Here is a 16,898-nt window from a genome sequence, read left to right as displayed (position 1 = left end):
TCTGACGACCGGTTCCCGGCAAACGGACCCACGACCCCTGACCCGACCTACAAGGCATGGACGCAGGACACGGGAGAGTGCTGGAACGTCTCGCCCACCAGGACCGTCGCCCAGGTCGAGTTCCACCCCTACGACGAACAGCTCTGTGGTGGTGCCGTCACAGCCTCGGGTCGACCGGCTCCGACTCCAGGGCCAGTACGCCGAACACCGCCTCGTGGACCCGCCACAGCGGCTCGCCCTCGGCCAGCCGGTCCAGTGCCTCCAGGCCGAGCGCGTACTCGCGGATCGCGAGCGAGCGCTTGTGGTTGAGGTAGCGGCGGCGCAGCCGGGTGAGGTTGTCCGGGCGCGTGTACTCGGGGCCGTAGATGATCCTCAGGTACTCGCGGCCGCGGCACTTGATCCCGGGCTGCACCGGACGGCCCTCCGTGCTGCGCACCAGCGCGCCGACCGGCTTGACGACCATGCCCTCGCCGCCGCGCCCGGTCATCTCCAGCCACCAGTCGACGCCCGCCCGCACCGACTCCGGGTCCGCGGTGTCGACGTACAGGCGACGGGTCGTCCGGAGCAGGCCGGTGCCGTCGTGCTCGACGAGCCGGTCGATCAGGGCGAGCTGTTCGTCGTGCGGAATGCCGGCGAGGCTGCGGCCCTGGACCGCCAGGATCTGGAACGGCGCCAGGCGGACGCCGTCCAGGCCCTCGGTGGTCCAGCAGTAGCGGCGGTAGGCCTCGGTGAACGCCGAGGCGTCCGAGGCCCGTTCGCGCTGCCGCGCCAACAGGTCCGCCACATCGACTCCGCGCGCCGAGGCGCCCTCCAGCGCGGTGAGCGCACCCGGGAACACCGCCCCCGAGGCGGCGCCCACGGCCGCGTACTGCGAGCGCAGCAGCCCGGACGCCTTCAGCGACCACGGCATCAGCTCGGCGTCCAACAGCAGCCAGTCCGTGCCGAGTTCGTCCCAGAGCTCGGCCTCGCCGACGGCCGTGCGCACGCGGTCGAGGATCGCCTCCGTCACCGACTCGTCGTCGAAGAAGGGTCGGCCGGTGCGGGTGTAGAGGGAGCCCGTCGGTCCGTCGACCCCGAACCGCCGTCGCGCGGCCACCGCGTCCCGGCACACCAGCGCGACCGCCCGCGAACCCATGTGCTTCTCCTCGCACACGACCCGCGCGACCCCGTCCTCCCGGTACTGCGCGAACGCCTCCTCCGGGTGCTCCAGATAGCCCTCCACCTGCGAGGTCGCCGTCGGAGCCATGGTCGGGGGAAGGTACGGCAGCAGCCGCGGGTCCACCGCGAAACGGCTCATGACCTCCAGGGCCGCCGCCGCGTTCTCCTCGCGGACCGCGACGCGTCCCGAGTGCCGCGTCTCCACGACGCGGCGCCCGTGCACGTCCGCCAGGTCCAGCGGACGTCCGTCATGTCCGCCGGGCGCCTCGGTGCGCAGCGGCTTCGCCGGCTCGTACCAGACCTGCTCCGCCGGTACGTCGACCAGCTCCCGCTCCGGCCAGCGCAGCGCGGTCAGCTTGCCGCCGAAGACGGCGCCGGTGTCCAGGCAGATGGTGTTGTTGAGCCATGTGGCCTCGGGGACGGGGGTGTGGCCGTACACCACAGCCGCCCGGCCTCGGTAGTCCTCCGCCCACGGGTAGCGCACCGGCAGCCCGAACTCGTCCGTCTCCCCCGTCGTGTCGCCGTACAGCGCGTGCGAGCGGACCCGTCCCGACGTACGGCCGTGGTACTTCTCCGGCAGACCGGCGTGGCAGACGACAAGGCGGCCGCCGTCGAGGACGTAGTGGCTGACCAGTCCGTCGATGAACTCCCGTACCTCCGCGCGGAACTCCTCGCTCTCGTGCTCCATCTGCTCGATGGTCTCGGCGAGGCCGTGCGTGTGCTGGACCTTGCGGCCCTTGAGGTGGCGACCGTACTTGTTCTCGTGGTTGCCCGGCACGCACAGCGCGTGGCCCGACTTCACCATCGACATCACCCGGCGCAGCACACCCGGGCTGTCCGGGCCGCGGTCGACGAGGTCGCCGACGAAGACGGCGGTACGGCCGTCCGGGTGGACGCCGTCGAGGTAGCCCAGCTTGCCGAGCAGCGACTCCAGTTCGGCGGAGCAGCCGTGGATGTCGCCGATGATGTCGAACGGGCCGGTGAGGTGGGTCAGGTCGTTGAAGCGCTTCTCGGTGACGACGGTGGCGTTCTCGACGTCCTCCACGCCGCGCAGGATGTGCACCTTGCGGAAGCCCTCGCGCTCCAAGTGCCTGATGGACCGGCGCAGTTCGCGGATGTGCCGCTGGATGACCCGGCGGGGCATGTCGGCGCGGTCGGTGCGGCCCGCGTTGCGCTCGGCGCACACCTCCTCCGGCATGTCCAGCACGATGGCTATGGGCAGGACGTCGTACTTCCTCGCCAGCTCGATCAGCCGGCGCCGGGAGTCCTGCTGGACGCTGGTGGCGTCGACGACCGTACGACGGCCCCCCGCGAGGCGCTTGCCCGCGATGTAGTGCAGAACGTCGAAGGCGTCCCGGGAGGCGCTCTGGTCGTTCTCGTCGTCGGCGACCAGGCCGCGGCAGAAGTCGGAGGAGATCACCTCGGTGGGCTTGAAGTGCTTGCGCGCGAAGGTGGACTTGCCGGAGCCGGAGGCGCCGACGAGCACCACGAGGGAGAGGTCGGTGACGGGCAGGGTGCGCCCCTTGTTCTCGGTCATGCGGCCTTCTCCTCCTTGTCGTCACGCTTGAACACGGCCATCTGGGTGGGCGGCCCGACCTCGGGGTCGTCGGGTCCGACGGGGACGAACTCCACGCCGTACCCGTGCCGTTCGGCGACCTTCGCCGCCCAGGTACGGAACTCCTCGCGGGTCCACTCGAAGCGGTGGTCGCCGTGCCGGACGTGTCCGGCCGGGAGGGACTCCCAGCGGACGTTGTACTCGACGTTCGGGGTGGTCACCAGGACCGTGCGGGGGCGGGCGGCGCCGAACACCGCGTACTCCAGGGCGGGCAGCCGGGGCAGGTCGAGGTGCTCGATGACCTCGCTGAGCACGGCGGCGTCGTAGCCCTTGAGGCGGTTGTCGGTGTAGGCGAGCGAGCCCTGGAAGAGCTTGACCCGGGACGCCTGCCGCTCGCCCATGCGGTCCAGCTTGAGCCGGCGGGAGGCGATGGTGAGCGCCCGCATCGAGACGTCGGTGCCGACGATCTCGGTGAAGCGCACGTCCTTGAGCAGCGCCTGCACCAACTGGCCCTGGCCGCAGCCGAGGTCGAGGACCCGGGCGGCACCGGACTCCCGCAGCGCGGCGAGGATCGCGTCCCGGCGCTGTACGGCGAGCGGGGTGGGGCGCTCCTCTTCCTCCGCCTCGGCCTCGACGGCGTTGTCGATGTCCTCGACCTCGCTGTCGTCGGCCTCGGCGAGCCGCACCAGCTCAAGCCGCTCCATGGCCTGGCGGGTCAGCGACCAGCGGCGGGAGAGATAGCGGCTGGTGATCAGCTTCTGCTCGGGGTGGTCCGGAAGCCAGCCCTCACCGGCGCGCAGCAGCTTGTCGACCTCGTCGGGGGCGACCCAGTAGTGCTTGGCGTCGTCCAGGACGGGCAGCAGGACGTACAGGTGGCGCAGTGCCTCGGCGAGGGTGAGCGCCTCGGACTCCAGGACGAGCCGGACGTAGCGCGAATCGCCCCACTCGGGGAACTGCTCGTCGAGGGCCACCGGTTCGACGGTCACCGCCCAGCCGAGCGGCTCGAACAAGCGCCGTACGAGATCCGGGCCGCCGCGGGCGGGCAGCGCGGGCACCTCGATGCGCAGGGGCAGCGGCTCGGCGGCGCGCTCCGGGCGGGCGTTGCACACGCCCCGCATCGCGCTGGAGAACACGGCGCTCAGTGCCACCGCGAGCAGCGACGAGGCCGCGTAGGGGCGGTCGTTGACGTACTGCGCGAGCGCCGCGTCGGCGGCGCCGCCGCGGCCCTTGCCCTTGCCGCGCCTGACAAGTGACACCGCGTCGACCTCCAGCAGCAGCGCCGCCGTGCAGCGCTCGGCGTCCGCCTCGGGATAGAGGACGTGGGCCGTGCCGTAGGACGTGGAGAACGCCTGCGCCTTCTCGGGATGCTTGTGCAGCAGGAAGCCGAGGTCGGTGGCGGGGCGTTCCGGGGTGCCGGTGGTGGTGATCGTCAGGAACATCGTGAGGAAACCTCGAAATGGGTTCTGAACTGCGGATACTCGCCGTGCCCTGTACTGCGGTGCACAACGGGTGCACACTCGCAGACCTCTGATGGAGCATGGCAAATGATGATCGCGCCTCAATGGTCACGGCTCCTGACCCCTTCCTAACCCTGTAGCGAAACTGCGCTACGGTCAGCCGGCCACGGGAGCACCTCTTCGTCGGCGCGCCCGCCCAAACTACAGCGAATCCCCCGCTGCGCACTCAGGATTTTCCGGTGCTCCGCGGTCGCTCGGCGCGTGGCACCAGGGCGGCCTCCGGCAGTCCAGGCGGCGCCGGGATGCCGTACAGCTCCTCGAACGACGCCGGAGCGTTCTCCCAGTCCACCTGCCAGACCAGGTAGCCGTAGGTGTCGAGCGTCTCGGACAGGTGAGCGTGCCGCATGCGGGCCTGGACCTTGCGTGGCTCCACCCCCGAGGATATGAGCACCGCGTCGACGAAGTGCCGCAGGTCCCTGAACGTAGCGTCCTCGGGGATCGCGATCCCCCGCGCCCTGACCTTCTCCTTCGCGCGGTTGAAGGCATAGTTCAACGTGCTGCCCACCGGCTTCCAGAGCTTGGTCACGGTGACCAAGTGAGCGTATTCGGTGGGGATGGGCGGCGAGCCACGTCGCTCGCGCTTACGCAGCGCTGCCTCTGTCAGAGGAGCCCGCCAGCGCGTCATGTGATCTTCGTACTTGCCCCAGAGGAAGGAGCCAACCGGAATCGACGCCTTGCTGGCAGCCGTTTTCAAAGGCGCTGGCTCCCCAAGCCGTCTCTGCTCCACCACCGCTTGCCAGCCAGGTACCGCTTCCATGTCCTCACGCCGCACAGCGACTGCTTCCATGGGGCGCAGTGCCTGGAGTGCTCCGTACCAGACGAGCAGCTCATACCTGGGGTAAATCTCCTCCGCCAAGGCAACCACGTACTGCCACGTCAACCGCGTGCTTCGGCAGCTTCCCTGCGGAAGACGGATACCGGCAACGGGGTTGCCTTCCAGGTATCCGTCCTCCACCGCCATGGAGAGCATGACCGACAGCGCCTGCTTCACCGCGTTCCGAGTGGTGTCGGGCATTCCGTTCTTCTTGAGTGCAGCGAAGAAGTCGCGATACTCCCCACGCTTCACATCGCCGACCAAGCGTTGGCCCAAGACCGGGATGACCTGAACCCTCAGACGGGACGAGTAGGCATCAATGGTGCCGGGGCGGCCCTCGTGCCGCGACAGGAAAGTCTCCACGTACTGTTCGATAGTCGGTATCCCCTTGTCCCGGTGGCCGCGGTGGGGCAGTGGATCCCGTCCCTCCTCCACTGCCGCACGCTGGCTACGCTGATAGGACTTGGCAGCCGTCTTCCGGTTTTTTGGAAAGTTCTTGGACCTCTGACGGCCGTTCCTGTCCCTCCAGCGCGCCTGCCAACGTTTCTCGCATCCGTGGTCAGCACTCGGGACCAAGCCTGGGTGTTCCGGGCATTCTGGTTCTCCGTCCTCCGGGCGTGCCTTGTGCCAGCGGTCGTAAACTTCCTCGTTCGCCAACGCACTCTCCTCCTGATGGGATCTTGGTGGGCCTCAGGCGGCGCGCGGAGGGGATTCGATATAGCGATCGACCTCTGACTCTCGATAACGCAGCGGCTGGGCGCACCGGTACCCGTCGCTGTTGGTGGAGTAGTTGTCGCCGAGGTTCAGCCAGAGCGTGCCGGTCGGCGACAGCAGCCGTCGCAGCTCGTAGAAGACCTGTCGCAGGTGCTCGACGTAGGCAGTCGGTGTGGGTTCAAGACCGTGCTGGGCGTCTGTCCAGGATGCTCCGCAGCGTGCGCACACGCGCGGCGTCGGATGGGCAGGGGCGTCTGCGGCGTGGAGGCAGTCGGCTTTGCCACCGTTCCAGCGGCCCGTGGCGTAGTCCCGCATCCGCCAGTACGGCGGAGACGTGACCACGCAATCAACGGAGGCGGCAGGAAGCGTTCGCAGGACTTCTGAGGCGTCTCCGGTCAAGAGCTCGTACGAGTGGTGCTTCGCCCCGCTGGGTGCGCTCACGCCGTCTCCTCACCTCGCGGCCGAGGCAGGCCAAGCCGGTCCAATCCGATGTCGTGAAAGTCGCGGCGCAGGTCGATACCGATGTACCGGCGTTCCAGTTGGCGAGCCGCAAGAGCGGTCGTGGCTGCGCCACTGAACGGATCGAGCACGGTGCCACGGGGCGGACAGCCGGCGCCAATGCAGCGCAAGGGCAGATCAATGGGGAATGCCGCGAAGTGAGCGGCGCGCAGCGGCCGGGGGGACATCGACCAGACATCGCCGGGGTTCCGGCCCTTGGCGTGGCCAGAGGTGTGCCGAAACCCGGTGGGCCGCAACCCCTCCCCCGGTGGGTGAGCTAAGAAGGCTGTGCTCTCCGTGTACTTGGCGACTCCGTAGACACTTTGACCGCGTCGCCGTGCGGTCACATCGATGCCCGCACGGCGGCCCTTGCGGGAGCCGCCGATGACGATGCCTTCGGCCAGCGCCTCGGGACGGACCAGGGGCTCGCGGATGGCGTCGAGACGGCGGTCGGCGTGCGGGGCGGAGGTGGCGACGAGCACCAGGTCGCCGTGGTGCGGGTCGTCGGCGTCCGGTGCCGTGTCAGGGTCGGTGTGGGTCCGGGCGCGGGTGAGGAGTTCCGTCTCCATGGCATCCAGCGCTGCGTCGATGTCATCGACGATGCGCAGCCGGGTCAGGTGGCCGGCGCGCTCGCCGATCAGCATCCGGGCGTCGGAGGCCGGAATGAGGATCTCGGTGGGGGCGGTGGTGGGTTGGCGGGGTTCACCGAGCAAGGCGACCAGCAGGGCGCGGATGGCGCCGAGGGCTCCTGGGCCGACGAGACCGAGTCCCTGAGCGCGGGCCAGGTGCCAGGCGAGAGATTGGCCGTCCTTGACGCCGATGACCCGTCCGTCTGTCGATGGGGATGTGGGCGCGTCGCTGTCTTCGTCAGTCGGCTGAAGGGCCTCTGGACGGGCTTGGCGGGCTTCTGTTTGCGGGTGGTCGCTGTCGGGGTCCTCAGGTCCGTCGCTGCGGGTGGCGTCGTCGTAGGCACGGCGTAGGGCGTGTATGCCGGGGGCGATGGTCAGGTCGTCGCGTTCGCCGCTGCCGGGGCGGTAGCGCACGCGGCGGCGGCGTCGCACGGTGAGCAGGGCGGCGGTGAGCAGGGCGGCGAGGCCGATGCCGACGAACGCTCCGGTGGGCAGGTTGATGCCGGGCTGGTCCTGTGCGACCTGTTCGGCCTCAGCGTCGAAGGGGCCCAGCGCTACACCCACACCCTGGACCACCCGGCGATCGCCCACCTCCAGCACCAACCACCCCAACTCCCGTAGACCGCCCCCGCACCCGCGCCCCACTCCAGCCGGCCCATCGGTCCGCGAACCCCAGGGCCAGCGCTCACCCACCAGAGCCCACCACCCTCGGGTTCGCACCAGACACCCCTTCGGAATTCGCGAACTCACGGTCTTCGGCGGTGATGCCCCGGGCGGGATGGGCGGAGCCGCTGCCGATCACGGTCAGGGAGTCAAGGCCGAGCAGACCGAGGAGTTGGGTGTGCTGGCGGGCGGTGACGGTCACCGTGACCGTGTCGTCGATAACGGTGACGGTGCCGGAGTCGCTGGTGGAGGCGAGGTAGTTCTGGGCCAGCGTGCGTGCCCCGTCGGGGACGAGGCGTACGGTGCCGGAGTCGCGGTACGCGGCCAGGTCCAGGGCCTGGGCGCCGGCGCGACCGGCTTCCTGGGCTTCCCCGATGGCGCGGACCTTGGCAGCCAGTGCCAGGCCGCCGTCCACAACGAGGCCGGCGAACATCACGACGGCGACCGCGAGGATGACGACGAACGGGGTGACCTGGCCCCTTTGGTCACTGGCGAGGTTGCCCAGGCGGGTGGGGAGTCGGTGCGATGTTCTCACGGTGTCACCTCCAGTAGTGGTCGTCGTGCCGCAAGAGTCGTTGGTTCAGTTGCGGCGAACTGGAGCGGTCATGACGCTGGTGGCCGTGCGGAATCGGGCATTGACGCGGGCCCCGAGGCTGGCGGTTGCCGAGGACTTCGGCCAGGAACGCACGGTGGAGTTCAACTGCAGCGCGGTCGAGGGATGAGCGATGGATACGCTGCAGGCCATGGGCATACTGCACGACTACTTCCGGGCGCCGGCAGGCTCGGTCGCAATCGACTGGGCCGTCGGCCCCAACGGGGACTGGCATCAGCACTCCGGTACCAGCCTGGATGATCACGCTGCCGATTGGTTCGATGGCAAGGGCCTCGATCCGCACGTCGTGCTGGGGCAGTTGCTGGCCTTCGCAGCCGCTGCCCCATTCGATCCCCGTGATGTCGGACCCGTGCTGATCTGGCCCGACGAGAGGTCCTGGCCACCCAGGGAAGAAGAGCCAGGCCAGGAGTCTCCCTGGGACACCGGGATGCTGCTGCATCAACTGCCGGACAACTGGGTGGCAACGCTCGCCGCGATCGAAGACGAGCACCTGCCGCTGCTCGCCTTGCAGTGGTTCGACGTCCCCGAGGTCGACTTTGCCGATTTCAGCGACGCCCAAGACACCGTGGTCTCGTTCCGCACCTTGGCCCGCCGTGCCCATAACCAGGGGCACGGCGTGTTCTGCAAGACCGTCGTATAGCCAGTAAAAGGTGCGCGAATCCAAACCGTTCAACGGCTGTCGAGAGATGGAGAGATGACGCGCTGGTTCCGCAGCTACTGGCTCGAAGAAGACATCTGGTTCTACTTCGAGGCGGACTCCGGCGGCTTGATCACACGCCAGGTCGAGCTGCAAGGACCGCTGGAGAAGCCCATTGCGGCCGCTGCGCTGGCCGAGTGGGACGCAGCCCAGCGGGCCGGAGCCGTCGGCCAGTACGAGACGGTGTTTGGCCGGACGGCCGAAAATCCGGTCGGCGAGTGGGAAGAGCACGATCCACAAGAGCTGACGGCCGCAGAGTTCGAGTCCGTGTGGACCGCAGCTCGCGCTGCATGTTTGGCGCGAGCAAGAACACGCTCCGCCCCGGGAGCATGAACCCAAGCACGCATACACAGTCACGAGTCGCTACCCACACTTCGGTTCGGGGGCAGCCGGGCTTCAGAATCCTCGAACCCGCGAGGTCCTGAGCGGTAGACGTCGACCGGTGAGGCGAACTGGGCGGTGAGGGTGGTCGTCCCCGGTACCTGGAGCAGGGCCAGGTCGTGCAGGCCGACGGTGCAGGAGACGGCGACTCTGACAGTGGATCCGGCTTGCAGAGTGCCGCGGACGGTGACGGACAGGGTCCGGCAGGTGACGCCGGCGTTACCGAGGACGGATGCCGCGGTGGAGCGGGCGTCGGCCGCGGCGGCTGACCGGCTGCGCTCCAAGGTGGCGGCGCGGGCGGCCTGGTGGGTGGCGTCCTCGATCTGCAGCCGGGCGTCGGACAGCCGCCCGCTGTAAACCAGGAACCACAGCATCAGGATCAGGATGGGGATGGTCATCACCAGCTCGACCGTCACCGATCCGCGCGCATCGTGCCGCAGCAGGGCAAGTAGACAACCGGCGCACCGGCCCTCGGCTGGGCAGGGATCGGCGCTGCACGGGAGCCGTCTCATCGCGGCGCCTGTACGTCCACCTGAAATGCCGCGAGCAAGGACTGACCCCATGCACCCACCGCGGGTTGGCGAACTCAAGCCCCCAGGCCCCCACATCACGGGCCACCCACACGTGGGTTCCCACCCGCACCGGCTTCGGAATTCGCGAACCCACGGGGGTTCGGGCGGAACTGTTCGACAGGGCCGGACGCATGGGTGCGCACTGGCAGGTGCAGGAAGGGGACGACGCTGGTGGCCGTACCGGTGACGTGAACCTCGGTGCGGTCGGCGGTGCGGGTGACGGTGACGTGCGCACTGCGCAGTGGTCCGCGGCCGAGTTGGTCGAGAATCCGCTGGGCCTCCTTCTGGCCGCCGGAGACGGTGCCGTCCTGGACGCGGGCGACCGCCAGGGCATGGGCGGAGGTGGCCTGCGCGATGTGGACGGCGTGCCACCAGACGGCGGCCTGCGCGAGTAACAGCACCATGGTGAGCAGCACCGGCATGATGATCACCATCTCGGTGGTGACCGCCCCCCGCTCGTCCCGCAGCAGGCCAGTGCGCAGGCGGGTGCCGGTGTGGTCGGGGCGCCATGTGCGATGTTGCTGTCCGACCGCGGTAAGTGTCATGTCGGCACGCCTACTTGAACACGACGCTCTTGGCCGCGGCGGTGATCTCCGGGCCGAAGATGCCGACGATAGTGAGGGCGAGGGCCGCGAGACCCGCGATCCAGATGACGTGCTCCGTGGTGACCCCGCGATCGTCGTGGGCGAGACTGGCGATCAAGGACCGGGCTCGGGTCGCAATCGAATTCAGCAGAGACATCAGGGCAATTCCTTCTGGCGTCGACGCCTTTCACAGGGAGTTCGTGATCTGAGTCAGAGCGGGATAGAAGACGAAGATGATGAAGCCGAAGGCCATGAGAATGCCGGGCAGGGCCATCCGTTCCGTGGCGGCGTTGGCTTTGCCTTCGGCTTCGGCGCCGCTGCGTTGTCGCATGGCGGCAGCCTTGGCGGCGAGCGAGGCCCGGACCTTGGCGCCCTCCGTACCCGCCAGGGAGAGCGCTGCGGCGAGTTCAGTCAGCTCGCTGACCTGGAGTTCCTCGCCGAGCTGCCCCAGGGCCACCTAGGGGGACGTACGGGTAAGGCGGGCGGTGTTCAGCGCGCGCCGCAGCTGCCGGAACGACCAGCCCTGCCCGATGCCAGCCGCGTCGATGAGGGCACCGTCGACACCGGCGCCTCCGGCGAGCAGGACGTGGATCAGGTTCAGGTAGGCGCCCAGCGCGTGACGGAAGGCCTGTCGGCGCCGTTCGGCCTCTGCCCGCACCGTCGCATCCGGCAGGAGGAAACCGGCGACCGCCAGGGCCAGCGAGCCGCCCAGCGGCACGGGCCAGGGCAACGGGCGGCCCGCCAGAGTCAGCAGCACACCGACCGTGGCGGGCAGCAGCAGCCCGGTCAGTGCCAGCGCGGCCTTCTCCGCCAGGTGGGTTTCGGGTGACCGTTCGGCGATGGCGAGGTCCTGACTGACCGTGCGGCCGGGCAGGCCGAGCGCGCGCAGCAGGCCGCTGAACGGGCTGCCGAGTCGTACGGCCCAGCCGCCCGTCTCGGTGGTGAGGATCGGCGGCCGCGCGGGAGTGGCGTTCAGCCGGGAGATCAGCGCGGCCAGGGGCGGGCGGGGCGGGATCAGCCACACCACCAGCGCCCACAGGCCCAGGCCGGCCCCGGCGCCCAGCAGCACCAGGGCAATCATTCAGGTCACCTCCTGATGCATGGTCGCCGCGGCCTCGGGTGTCCGGCCGACGTTCTCCAGCCCGGTGAAGAAGCGTTCCGGTTCCTCGATGCGGGCCATGCGACGCAGCCACACGAAGGCGACCGTGAACAGTGCCCCGATCAGGAGCAGGATCAGTTGCCCGGCCACGGAGTCGTAAGGAGTGAGGAATTGCGGGTTGAACAGGATCAGGGCGCCCGCGAAGGCCAGCGTGGTGATCACCACGACGCGCATGGTGGTCCGGGTGCGAGTGCGGCTGGCCTCAACCCGGTGGCGCATCTCCACCTGCGCACGGGCGGTGGCGGCGAGTTCGCCCAGCAGCGGGGCGAGTTGCCGGGCCTGGTGCTCCGAGGAGAGGATCAGGGCGGCGATCACCAGGTCGGCGGTCGGGTCGGCCAGGTCGTCCGCCAGGTGCCGCAATGAGGTGTTCAGGCGCTCGCCGCGCTCCAACCGGGCGACTAGATCAGCTACTTGGGGGCGGATGGCCTCCGGCGCGGCGGGGGCGGTGGCCAGGATCGTCTGTTCCAGGCCGACTGCAGCGGCGAGGGTGTCGCGCAGCATCTCCGTCCATCCGGCGATGCCTTCGATCCGGGCGGTCTGCTCTCGATCGGCCGTGCCGGAGCCGAGGATCCGCGGCAGGCTCCAGCCGCCCATCGCCGCCAGCAGTCCGCCGACAACCCACCCGGTCATGGCCCCAACCAGCAGCCCCGCCCCGACCGCGACCGCCAGCCAGCGCCGGACATGGCGGCGCGACTCGCGCCGCCACGGGCGGCGAACCGGACCAGCCACGTAGGCGGGGGCCCGCCACGCGCGTATCAGGAGCACCAGCCCGCACCCTGCGCCGAGGCCCAGGAGTCCCATCACGGACACGTATCCGGTCATGGCTGGGGCCACATCCACTCGGGGTGGTCGATCGCCTCCGGTTTGAAGCCGGCCGCAACCAGGTCCTCCATGGTTTCTGTGCGCAGCGGCACGCCGGGTACCGCGCGCAGGTCCGGTCCGGGGCGGAAGACTTCGTTGGAGACGATCTGCTTGTCGTCGGCGTCGACGATCTCCCGGATGGAGGACACCACGCGCTGGTCCTCGTGGCCGCGGGGTTTGTCCAGGTGGACGACGAAGTCGAGCGCGCTGGCGACCAGGAGGTTGGTGGCCTCCAGCGGCAGCCGCTCGGGGCCCTGGACGGCGTAAGCGGCCAGCTTGGTGAACGCTCCTCGGCTCGTGGAGGCGTGGAGCGTGCCCATGGAGCCGTCGTTGCCCTGGGACATCGCGTTGCACATCGGGATGACCTCAGGCCCGCGGACCTCTCCGACGATCACCCGGTCCGGGGACATGCGCAGCGCCCACCGCACCAACTCGGCCTGGCTGACCTCGCCCTGGCCCTCAATGTTCGCCTCGCGCGCCTGCATCGCCACCACGTCCGGGTGCGCCTGCTCGTCGACGTCCAGGCCGAGTTCGAAGACGTCCTCAACGGTGACCAGCCGCTCCCACGGCGGGATCTCGGCGGCGAGGGCGCGCAGCATGGTCGTCTTGCCGATTGCCGTCCCGCCGGTGATCAGGATGTTCTTGCGCGCGCGGACCATCGCGGCGAGCAGGGACTGCAAGCTCGGGTCGAGGGTGCCGTTCTCGCGCAGTTGAGCGAGGGTGGCGCGCTGGAAGCGGTGCCGTCTGATGGACAGCGACGGGCGGGTGGTGACCGCCATCACTGCGAATGCCCGCTCTCCGCCGGGAAGTTGGAAGCTCACTCCGGGACTTCCTCGGTCGAAGCGGCGTTCCTCCAGCCCGCTGCGGGCTGCCAAGTCGCGGACGAGCTGCACCAGCTCTACGTCGGAGCCGACCACCGGTGGCAGGCGTTCGCGGCGGCCGTCGGCAAAGCGCACGAAGACCCGGTCGCCGGTGACATTGATGTTCTCGATCAGCGGGTCCTTCAGCAGCGGCTCCAGCCCGGCCAGCCCGAACACCTCGTTCAGCACGGTCGTGATGACCATCTGCTCGACATCAGGCACCACTACCGTCTGTCCGCCAGTGAGCGACTTGTGGGCGTACTCCTCGGCGGCGTCCGCGAGGATCTTCTCCGCCAGGGCCAGGCGGACGGCGTCGGTCATCGGCGGGCGGCCTGCGGCCTCGTCGTCACGGATCTGTTGCGCCATCCGCTCCGAGAGTTGCTGTCGCAGGTGGAGGCGCAGCCGCTCGGCCGGCGGACCGATCTGCGTCCGGCGGTTGCTGAGACCGTTCACCAGGGCGGAGCGGGTGGGTGGCTGTCCGTCTCCCTCCGGTGGTGGGACGGCTCCTTCGTACGGCAGGGCTGTGTATGTCTTCTTCGGTTCGGTCATCGCCGTAACTCACTCCATGGCTGGCTCGGATCGCCGGCCTGACTGACCGAACGGCCGACGAGACTCGCACCGGGGCTGAGTTCGTGGTTCGTTCCAGCACCCGGCCGGGAGGATCGAGGACACGGGAGGCGGCCAGCTCGGCAATCTGGGCCAGGGCGCGGCCGAGGGGTGAACGGGCCGGTGCCGAGCGACGCCCGGGGCGTCCGCCCAGTGCTCCGGCGCCCTTCGGGTCCTCCGGGATGCGGGCCATCACGTCGACCGCCAGCTCCCGCGCGACCTCGCCAGTCGGATAGCCGTCGCCGACCAGCACGAAGCAGGGACGTCGCGACCAGCACGCCGCGGTGTCCCATTGCGTGGCCACATGGGCCAGGGCGTCGTCGCGAGCGCGGGCCAGCAGCAGCATGACGTCGGCCTCGTGGACCACCTGCAGCGCCGGGGAGTCCCGGTCGATGCGCCCACAGTCGGCCATCACCACGGTCCCGGCGCGGTCCGCGGCCCGCCGCAGCACCCCGACCCCGGTTCCACTCGGGGCAAGCTGGGCAAGCGACGCACGAGCCTGATCCGCACCCGCCGGACCGACCACCACCGGCAGCCCGCCGGGCAGCCGCTGCGTGTGCTGCCAGACGAGTCCCGGCTCTGCCCTGTGCCGGGCGGCCGCGGCCAAGCTCATCAGCCCCGGAGCCGTCTCCAGCCGGTAGCGGCCCAGCAGGTCGCCGCCAGCCGGATCGCACTCGACGACCACCGGCTGCTCCGCGGACGGCCACCCGGCCGCCAGCCCCAAGGCGGCCGTGGTCACGCCCGGGGATCCCTTCAGGCTGCACAGCGCCACCAGCGTCACTGTCCGCCTCCATGCACCATCACTACACTGAACTGGTCCGTCGGTGCAGCGGCCAGCTGGCGGGCATCCTCCCGCGCCATCTGCAGCGAGATCAGCGTGATCTGATCGGTGCCGTCGCTCCGTACGTCGGTCACCGAGGCGTCCCACGCCGACACCTGCGACGACGACGTCGAGCCGGTAGCGCTCCCGCTGGTCGGCGCCACCACCACCGTCACGCGGTTGCCGGGCTGCACACCCGGTGGGAACTGACCTGCCTTGAGCCCCACCGCGGCCACCGCCTGCCCGGCCGGCGGGATGTGCGCCGCCCCCAGCAAGTTCTTGGTCAACGGAGTCCCCGCCGGCAGGCTGTAGGCGACGGGTCGTCCCTCCACCTCGGCCCGCGACCGCACCGGTAGGAACGCCAGGGCGCTGTCGGCAGACACGCTCTCCTCCCGCAGGTCTCGGTCGGACAGCACCTGCCCGACCGAGACCGAACGGGCCAACACCAGCACCGGCTCCTGATGACCAACGCTTGTCGACACCACCACTCCGCCCGCAGCACAGCCCAGGACCAGCAGCACTCCCACCAGCAGATAGGGCAGCCGACGCGGTCTCGGCGCACTGGCCATCCGTGCCGGCGGCCGCGCGTTACGGCGCCGCACCGAGCCCGCAGCAGGCGCGTTGCCCGGGCTGGGCGGGTCCGGGTGCGTGGGCACACGAGTATTCACCAACTGGCACCTCCCGGCAGAGGACATGCTCCCCGCCGCGCCATCGACGCGGCGAGCAAGATCAGATGTAGGTTTGTCGCTCCCGCGCCGCCTGTTGACGATGTGGAGACGAGTTGCCGCGTCAGGCGCCGTTGTTCAGCGCCTGGCTCTCCGCGACACGGAAGTCCGCATTCGATGTGGTCGTCATGTCGGGGAAGACGCCGGTCTGACCGGCACCGGCCCAGGTGACCGTCCAGTGCACCGTCGCTGAGACCGCGTAGGCGCTGTCCAGCTGGCCCGCGGAGGAGGTGCGGTAGGTGTAACCGCAGTCCGGGGACGGGCTCTTGGGGCTTGTGCTCGACCCGTACGGTGTCCCGGCCCCTTTACATGTCACCGAGTTGCCGTCGCCCATCGTCCACACCACGGACGTGGGCCGCGCCACAGGGGTGTATCGCGAGGGCCAAGAGCTTCCCAACTGTGCGACATCCCACGCTGCGCGCCCGATCAACTCGTTGCCGAGAGGCGCGGGGTCCCAAGGAGCACCCTGCCACGGGGGCCGGCCTTCGGTCCGGGCCCCCTCGATGCTGCAGCGCGTACGTCCGGGGGACCCCTGGCTACCGGCTCCGCCGGTGCGTCGTTCGCAGGGCACAAAACAGCCGCACCGACGTGGAGGCCGGGATGGGACGACATGCCCAGCGCGCCAAGCAGGCTCGACGGGACAGACGCGTCCGTGACGCGTCCCGTGCGGCTGTGTCGGTCACCGTCCACGAAGTAGGCGCTCCTGACGACCTACGTGCCGCCCTCTCGGTGATGCTTCCGCCGTCCAGGCCGGGGACTGGCGGCCGGACGTCATGGGCATGGACACGCTCTGTCTGCAGGCCGACTACGACGGCTGGCCGCTCATCAACGGACACCGAGTCACCGAGGAAATGTGCGCCGCGCTCCAGGCAGACCGACCCGACCAGGCTGACCACTTCGTCTTCAAAGACCTGGTCGCCATGTCCAGGGAGATGGGCCCGCCGGACCTCAGCGGCCTCGCCGGCGTCCTCACCACCATGGACGGCGGTTGCTCCGGCCTCAAGCTCGATCACGAAGACGGCAGCACGTCCTGCTCGCTCGGGCAGGACTGCCCTGACGTTGCCCTGCTGCATGCCGGGTGGACCGACTGCCGCGCGCACGGGGCCTGCGCCCACTGCGATGGCCCTCCGGTCAGGTGGCAGTGCGAGCAGCAAGGAATCTGACCGAGACTCGGACAAGGAGGAGGCGGTCACCCCCGTATCGGGGGTGACCGCTTTCGTCGGGTACGGCCGGGTCAGTCGGCTCGCCTCTTGCCCTCGGGATCACGCTCGTTGCGCAGGCGCCTGTTCAACGACACTCAAGATGCCTATGTGGGCGGTGGGTTGAGGGCATGCTGTGTGCCGACGGATTTGGCTGCATGCCCGCGAGACTGGTGTGTTCGTCGGCGGCGGCACCTTGCTGATGAGGAGGGCGTGCGAAGGCCCTCCCGACGATCTCTTGGCCGAGTCCGGGAGGGCCGTGCAGCGCATGGA

General features: G+C 69.7%; 19 protein-coding genes. 3 read left to right on the top strand and 16 right to left on the bottom strand.

From position 1 onward, the window contains the following. Window positions 1-157: 157 nt before the first annotated feature. From H4N64_RS09850 to H4N64_RS09825, 6 genes are all read right to left on the bottom strand, one after another. Complete coding sequence (locus H4N64_RS09850) at window positions 158-2,695, bottom strand: polynucleotide kinase-phosphatase (protein WP_186281819.1); 2,538 nt, start codon at window positions 2,693-2,695, stop codon at window positions 158-160. After that, window positions 2,692-4,152, bottom strand: coding sequence for a 3' terminal RNA ribose 2'-O-methyltransferase Hen1 (locus H4N64_RS09845; RefSeq protein ID WP_186281818.1), 1,461 nt, complete (start codon window positions 4,150-4,152; stop codon window positions 2,692-2,694). The genes H4N64_RS09850 and H4N64_RS09845 overlap by 4 nt, the downstream gene beginning before the upstream one ends. A gap of 244 nt (window positions 4,153-4,396) precedes the next feature. After that, window positions 4,397-5,407, bottom strand: a complete 1,011-nt coding sequence (locus tag H4N64_RS09840) for a site-specific integrase (protein ID WP_186281817.1) — start codon at window positions 5,405-5,407, stop codon at window positions 4,397-4,399. A 327-nt stretch (window positions 5,408-5,734) separates the two neighbouring features. Beyond that, the gene (locus H4N64_RS09835) at window positions 5,735-6,100 is read right to left on the bottom strand and encodes a DNA methyltransferase (RefSeq protein WP_336246675.1); all 366 of its coding nucleotides are present in this window, start codon (window positions 6,098-6,100) and stop codon (window positions 5,735-5,737) included. Between the two features lie 95 nt (window positions 6,101-6,195). After that, window positions 6,196-7,449: a site-specific DNA-methyltransferase gene (locus H4N64_RS09830; RefSeq protein WP_336246674.1), complete on the bottom strand. Its 1,254-nt coding sequence runs from the start codon at window positions 7,447-7,449 to the stop codon at window positions 6,196-6,198. Window positions 7,450-7,570: 121 nt separating this feature from the next. Beyond that, window positions 7,571-8,083: a pilus assembly protein TadG-related protein gene (locus tag H4N64_RS09825; protein ID WP_222108771.1), complete on the bottom strand. Its 513-nt coding sequence runs from the start codon at window positions 8,081-8,083 to the stop codon at window positions 7,571-7,573. A 190-nt stretch (window positions 8,084-8,273) separates the two neighbouring features. On the opposite strand from H4N64_RS09825, the gene H4N64_RS09820 reads away from it, so the two are divergent. Both H4N64_RS09820 and H4N64_RS09815 read left to right on the top strand, forming a co-directional pair. Then, complete coding sequence (locus H4N64_RS09820) at window positions 8,274-8,801, top strand: hypothetical protein (protein WP_186281815.1); 528 nt, start codon at window positions 8,274-8,276, stop codon at window positions 8,799-8,801. Window positions 8,802-8,855: 54 nt separating this feature from the next. After that, on the top strand, window positions 8,856-9,191 hold the full coding sequence (locus tag H4N64_RS09815) for a hypothetical protein (protein WP_186281814.1): 336 nt from the start codon (window positions 8,856-8,858) through the stop codon (window positions 9,189-9,191). A 20-nt stretch (window positions 9,192-9,211) separates the two neighbouring features. Here the strand turns inward: H4N64_RS09815 and H4N64_RS09810 are convergent, their stop codons facing one another. The 10 genes from H4N64_RS09810 to H4N64_RS09775 all read right to left on the bottom strand — a co-directional run bounded on the left by H4N64_RS09810 (window position 9,212) and on the right by H4N64_RS09775 (window position 15,760). Then, a complete protein-coding gene (locus H4N64_RS09810) occupies window positions 9,212-9,751 on the bottom strand; it encodes a TadE/TadG family type IV pilus assembly protein (protein WP_186281813.1) in 540 nt (179 codons plus the stop codon). A 95-nt stretch (window positions 9,752-9,846) separates the two neighbouring features. Beyond that, window positions 9,847-10,356, bottom strand: a complete 510-nt coding sequence (locus H4N64_RS09805) for a TadE/TadG family type IV pilus assembly protein (RefSeq protein ID WP_186281812.1) — start codon at window positions 10,354-10,356, stop codon at window positions 9,847-9,849. Window positions 10,357-10,366: 10 nt separating this feature from the next. Then, the gene (locus H4N64_RS09800; protein WP_186281811.1) at window positions 10,367-10,552 is read right to left on the bottom strand and encodes a hypothetical protein; all 186 of its coding nucleotides are present in this window, start codon (window positions 10,550-10,552) and stop codon (window positions 10,367-10,369) included. Window positions 10,553-10,582: 30 nt separating this feature from the next. Beyond that, window positions 10,583-10,852, bottom strand: a complete 270-nt coding sequence (locus tag H4N64_RS44920) for a hypothetical protein (RefSeq protein WP_260859631.1) — start codon at window positions 10,850-10,852, stop codon at window positions 10,583-10,585. Next, window positions 10,853-11,476: a hypothetical protein gene (locus H4N64_RS09795; RefSeq protein WP_260859630.1), complete on the bottom strand. Its 624-nt coding sequence runs from the start codon at window positions 11,474-11,476 to the stop codon at window positions 10,853-10,855. After that, complete coding sequence (locus H4N64_RS09790; RefSeq protein WP_186281810.1) at window positions 11,477-12,376, bottom strand: type II secretion system F family protein; 900 nt, start codon at window positions 12,374-12,376, stop codon at window positions 11,477-11,479. After that, entirely contained in the window at window positions 12,373-13,641 is a 1,269-nt protein-coding gene (locus H4N64_RS09785) for a CpaF family protein (RefSeq protein ID WP_222108769.1), read from the bottom strand. Before H4N64_RS09785 ends, H4N64_RS09790 begins: the two co-directional genes overlap by 4 nt. Beyond that, window positions 13,622-14,620: a hypothetical protein gene (locus H4N64_RS44380; protein ID WP_222108768.1), complete on the bottom strand. Its 999-nt coding sequence runs from the start codon at window positions 14,618-14,620 to the stop codon at window positions 13,622-13,624. Before H4N64_RS44380 ends, H4N64_RS09785 begins: the two co-directional genes overlap by 20 nt. A gap of 38 nt (window positions 14,621-14,658) precedes the next feature. Next, window positions 14,659-15,222 (bottom strand): SAF domain-containing protein, encoded by a 564-nt coding sequence (locus H4N64_RS09780; protein WP_222108767.1) that lies wholly within the window; start codon window positions 15,220-15,222, stop codon window positions 14,659-14,661. Window positions 15,223-15,490: 268 nt separating this feature from the next. Continuing rightward, a complete protein-coding gene (locus H4N64_RS09775; RefSeq protein ID WP_186281807.1) occupies window positions 15,491-15,760 on the bottom strand; it encodes a hypothetical protein in 270 nt (89 codons plus the stop codon). Window positions 15,761-16,205: 445 nt separating this feature from the next. On the opposite strand from H4N64_RS09775, the gene H4N64_RS09770 reads away from it, so the two are divergent. Further along, window positions 16,206-16,589: a hypothetical protein gene (locus H4N64_RS09770; RefSeq protein ID WP_186281806.1), complete on the top strand. Its 384-nt coding sequence runs from the start codon at window positions 16,206-16,208 to the stop codon at window positions 16,587-16,589. Window positions 16,590-16,898: the final 309 nt, after the last annotated feature.

The sequence above is a fragment of the Streptomyces cupreus genome, assembly GCF_014257025.1.
In the GTDB taxonomy this organism is placed as follows: Bacteria; Actinomycetota; Actinomycetes; order Streptomycetales; family Streptomycetaceae; genus Streptomyces; species Streptomyces cupreus.
The sequence above is the reverse complement of the archived record's forward strand: the minus strand, read 5'-3'. Positions and strand labels throughout refer to the sequence as shown.

What these genes read in the sequence shown, in the direction of transcription:
- H4N64_RS09810 (WP_186281813.1), bottom strand. Translation starts at nt 9,751, where the DNA reads ATGAGACGGCTCCCGTGCAGCGCCGATCCCTGCCCAGCCGAGGGCCGG.
- H4N64_RS09845 (WP_186281818.1), bottom strand. Translation starts at nt 4,152, where the DNA reads ATGTTCCTGACGATCACCACCACCGGCACCCCGGAACGCCCCGCCACC.
- H4N64_RS09790 (WP_186281810.1), bottom strand. Translation starts at nt 12,376, where the DNA reads ATGACCGGATACGTGTCCGTGATGGGACTCCTGGGCCTCGGCGCAGGG.
- H4N64_RS09815 (WP_186281814.1), top strand. Translation starts at nt 8,856, where the DNA reads ATGACGCGCTGGTTCCGCAGCTACTGGCTCGAAGAAGACATCTGGTTC.
- H4N64_RS09820 (WP_186281815.1), top strand. Translation starts at nt 8,274, where the DNA reads ATGGATACGCTGCAGGCCATGGGCATACTGCACGACTACTTCCGGGCG.
- H4N64_RS09775 (WP_186281807.1), bottom strand. Translation starts at nt 15,760, where the DNA reads ATGGGCGACGGCAACTCGGTGACATGTAAAGGGGCCGGGACACCGTAC.
- H4N64_RS09850 (WP_186281819.1), bottom strand. Translation starts at nt 2,695, where the DNA reads ATGACCGAGAACAAGGGGCGCACCCTGCCCGTCACCGACCTCTCCCTC.
- H4N64_RS09805 (WP_186281812.1), bottom strand. Translation starts at nt 10,356, where the DNA reads ATGACACTTACCGCGGTCGGACAGCAACATCGCACATGGCGCCCCGAC.
- H4N64_RS09770 (WP_186281806.1), top strand. Translation starts at nt 16,206, where the DNA reads ATGGACACGCTCTGTCTGCAGGCCGACTACGACGGCTGGCCGCTCATC.
- H4N64_RS09795 (WP_260859630.1), bottom strand. Translation starts at nt 11,476, where the DNA reads ATGATTGCCCTGGTGCTGCTGGGCGCCGGGGCCGGCCTGGGCCTGTGG.
- H4N64_RS09800 (WP_186281811.1), bottom strand. Translation starts at nt 10,552, where the DNA reads ATGTCTCTGCTGAATTCGATTGCGACCCGAGCCCGGTCCTTGATCGCC.
- H4N64_RS09785 (WP_222108769.1), bottom strand. Translation starts at nt 13,641, where the DNA reads ATGGCGCAACAGATCCGTGACGACGAGGCCGCAGGCCGCCCGCCGATG.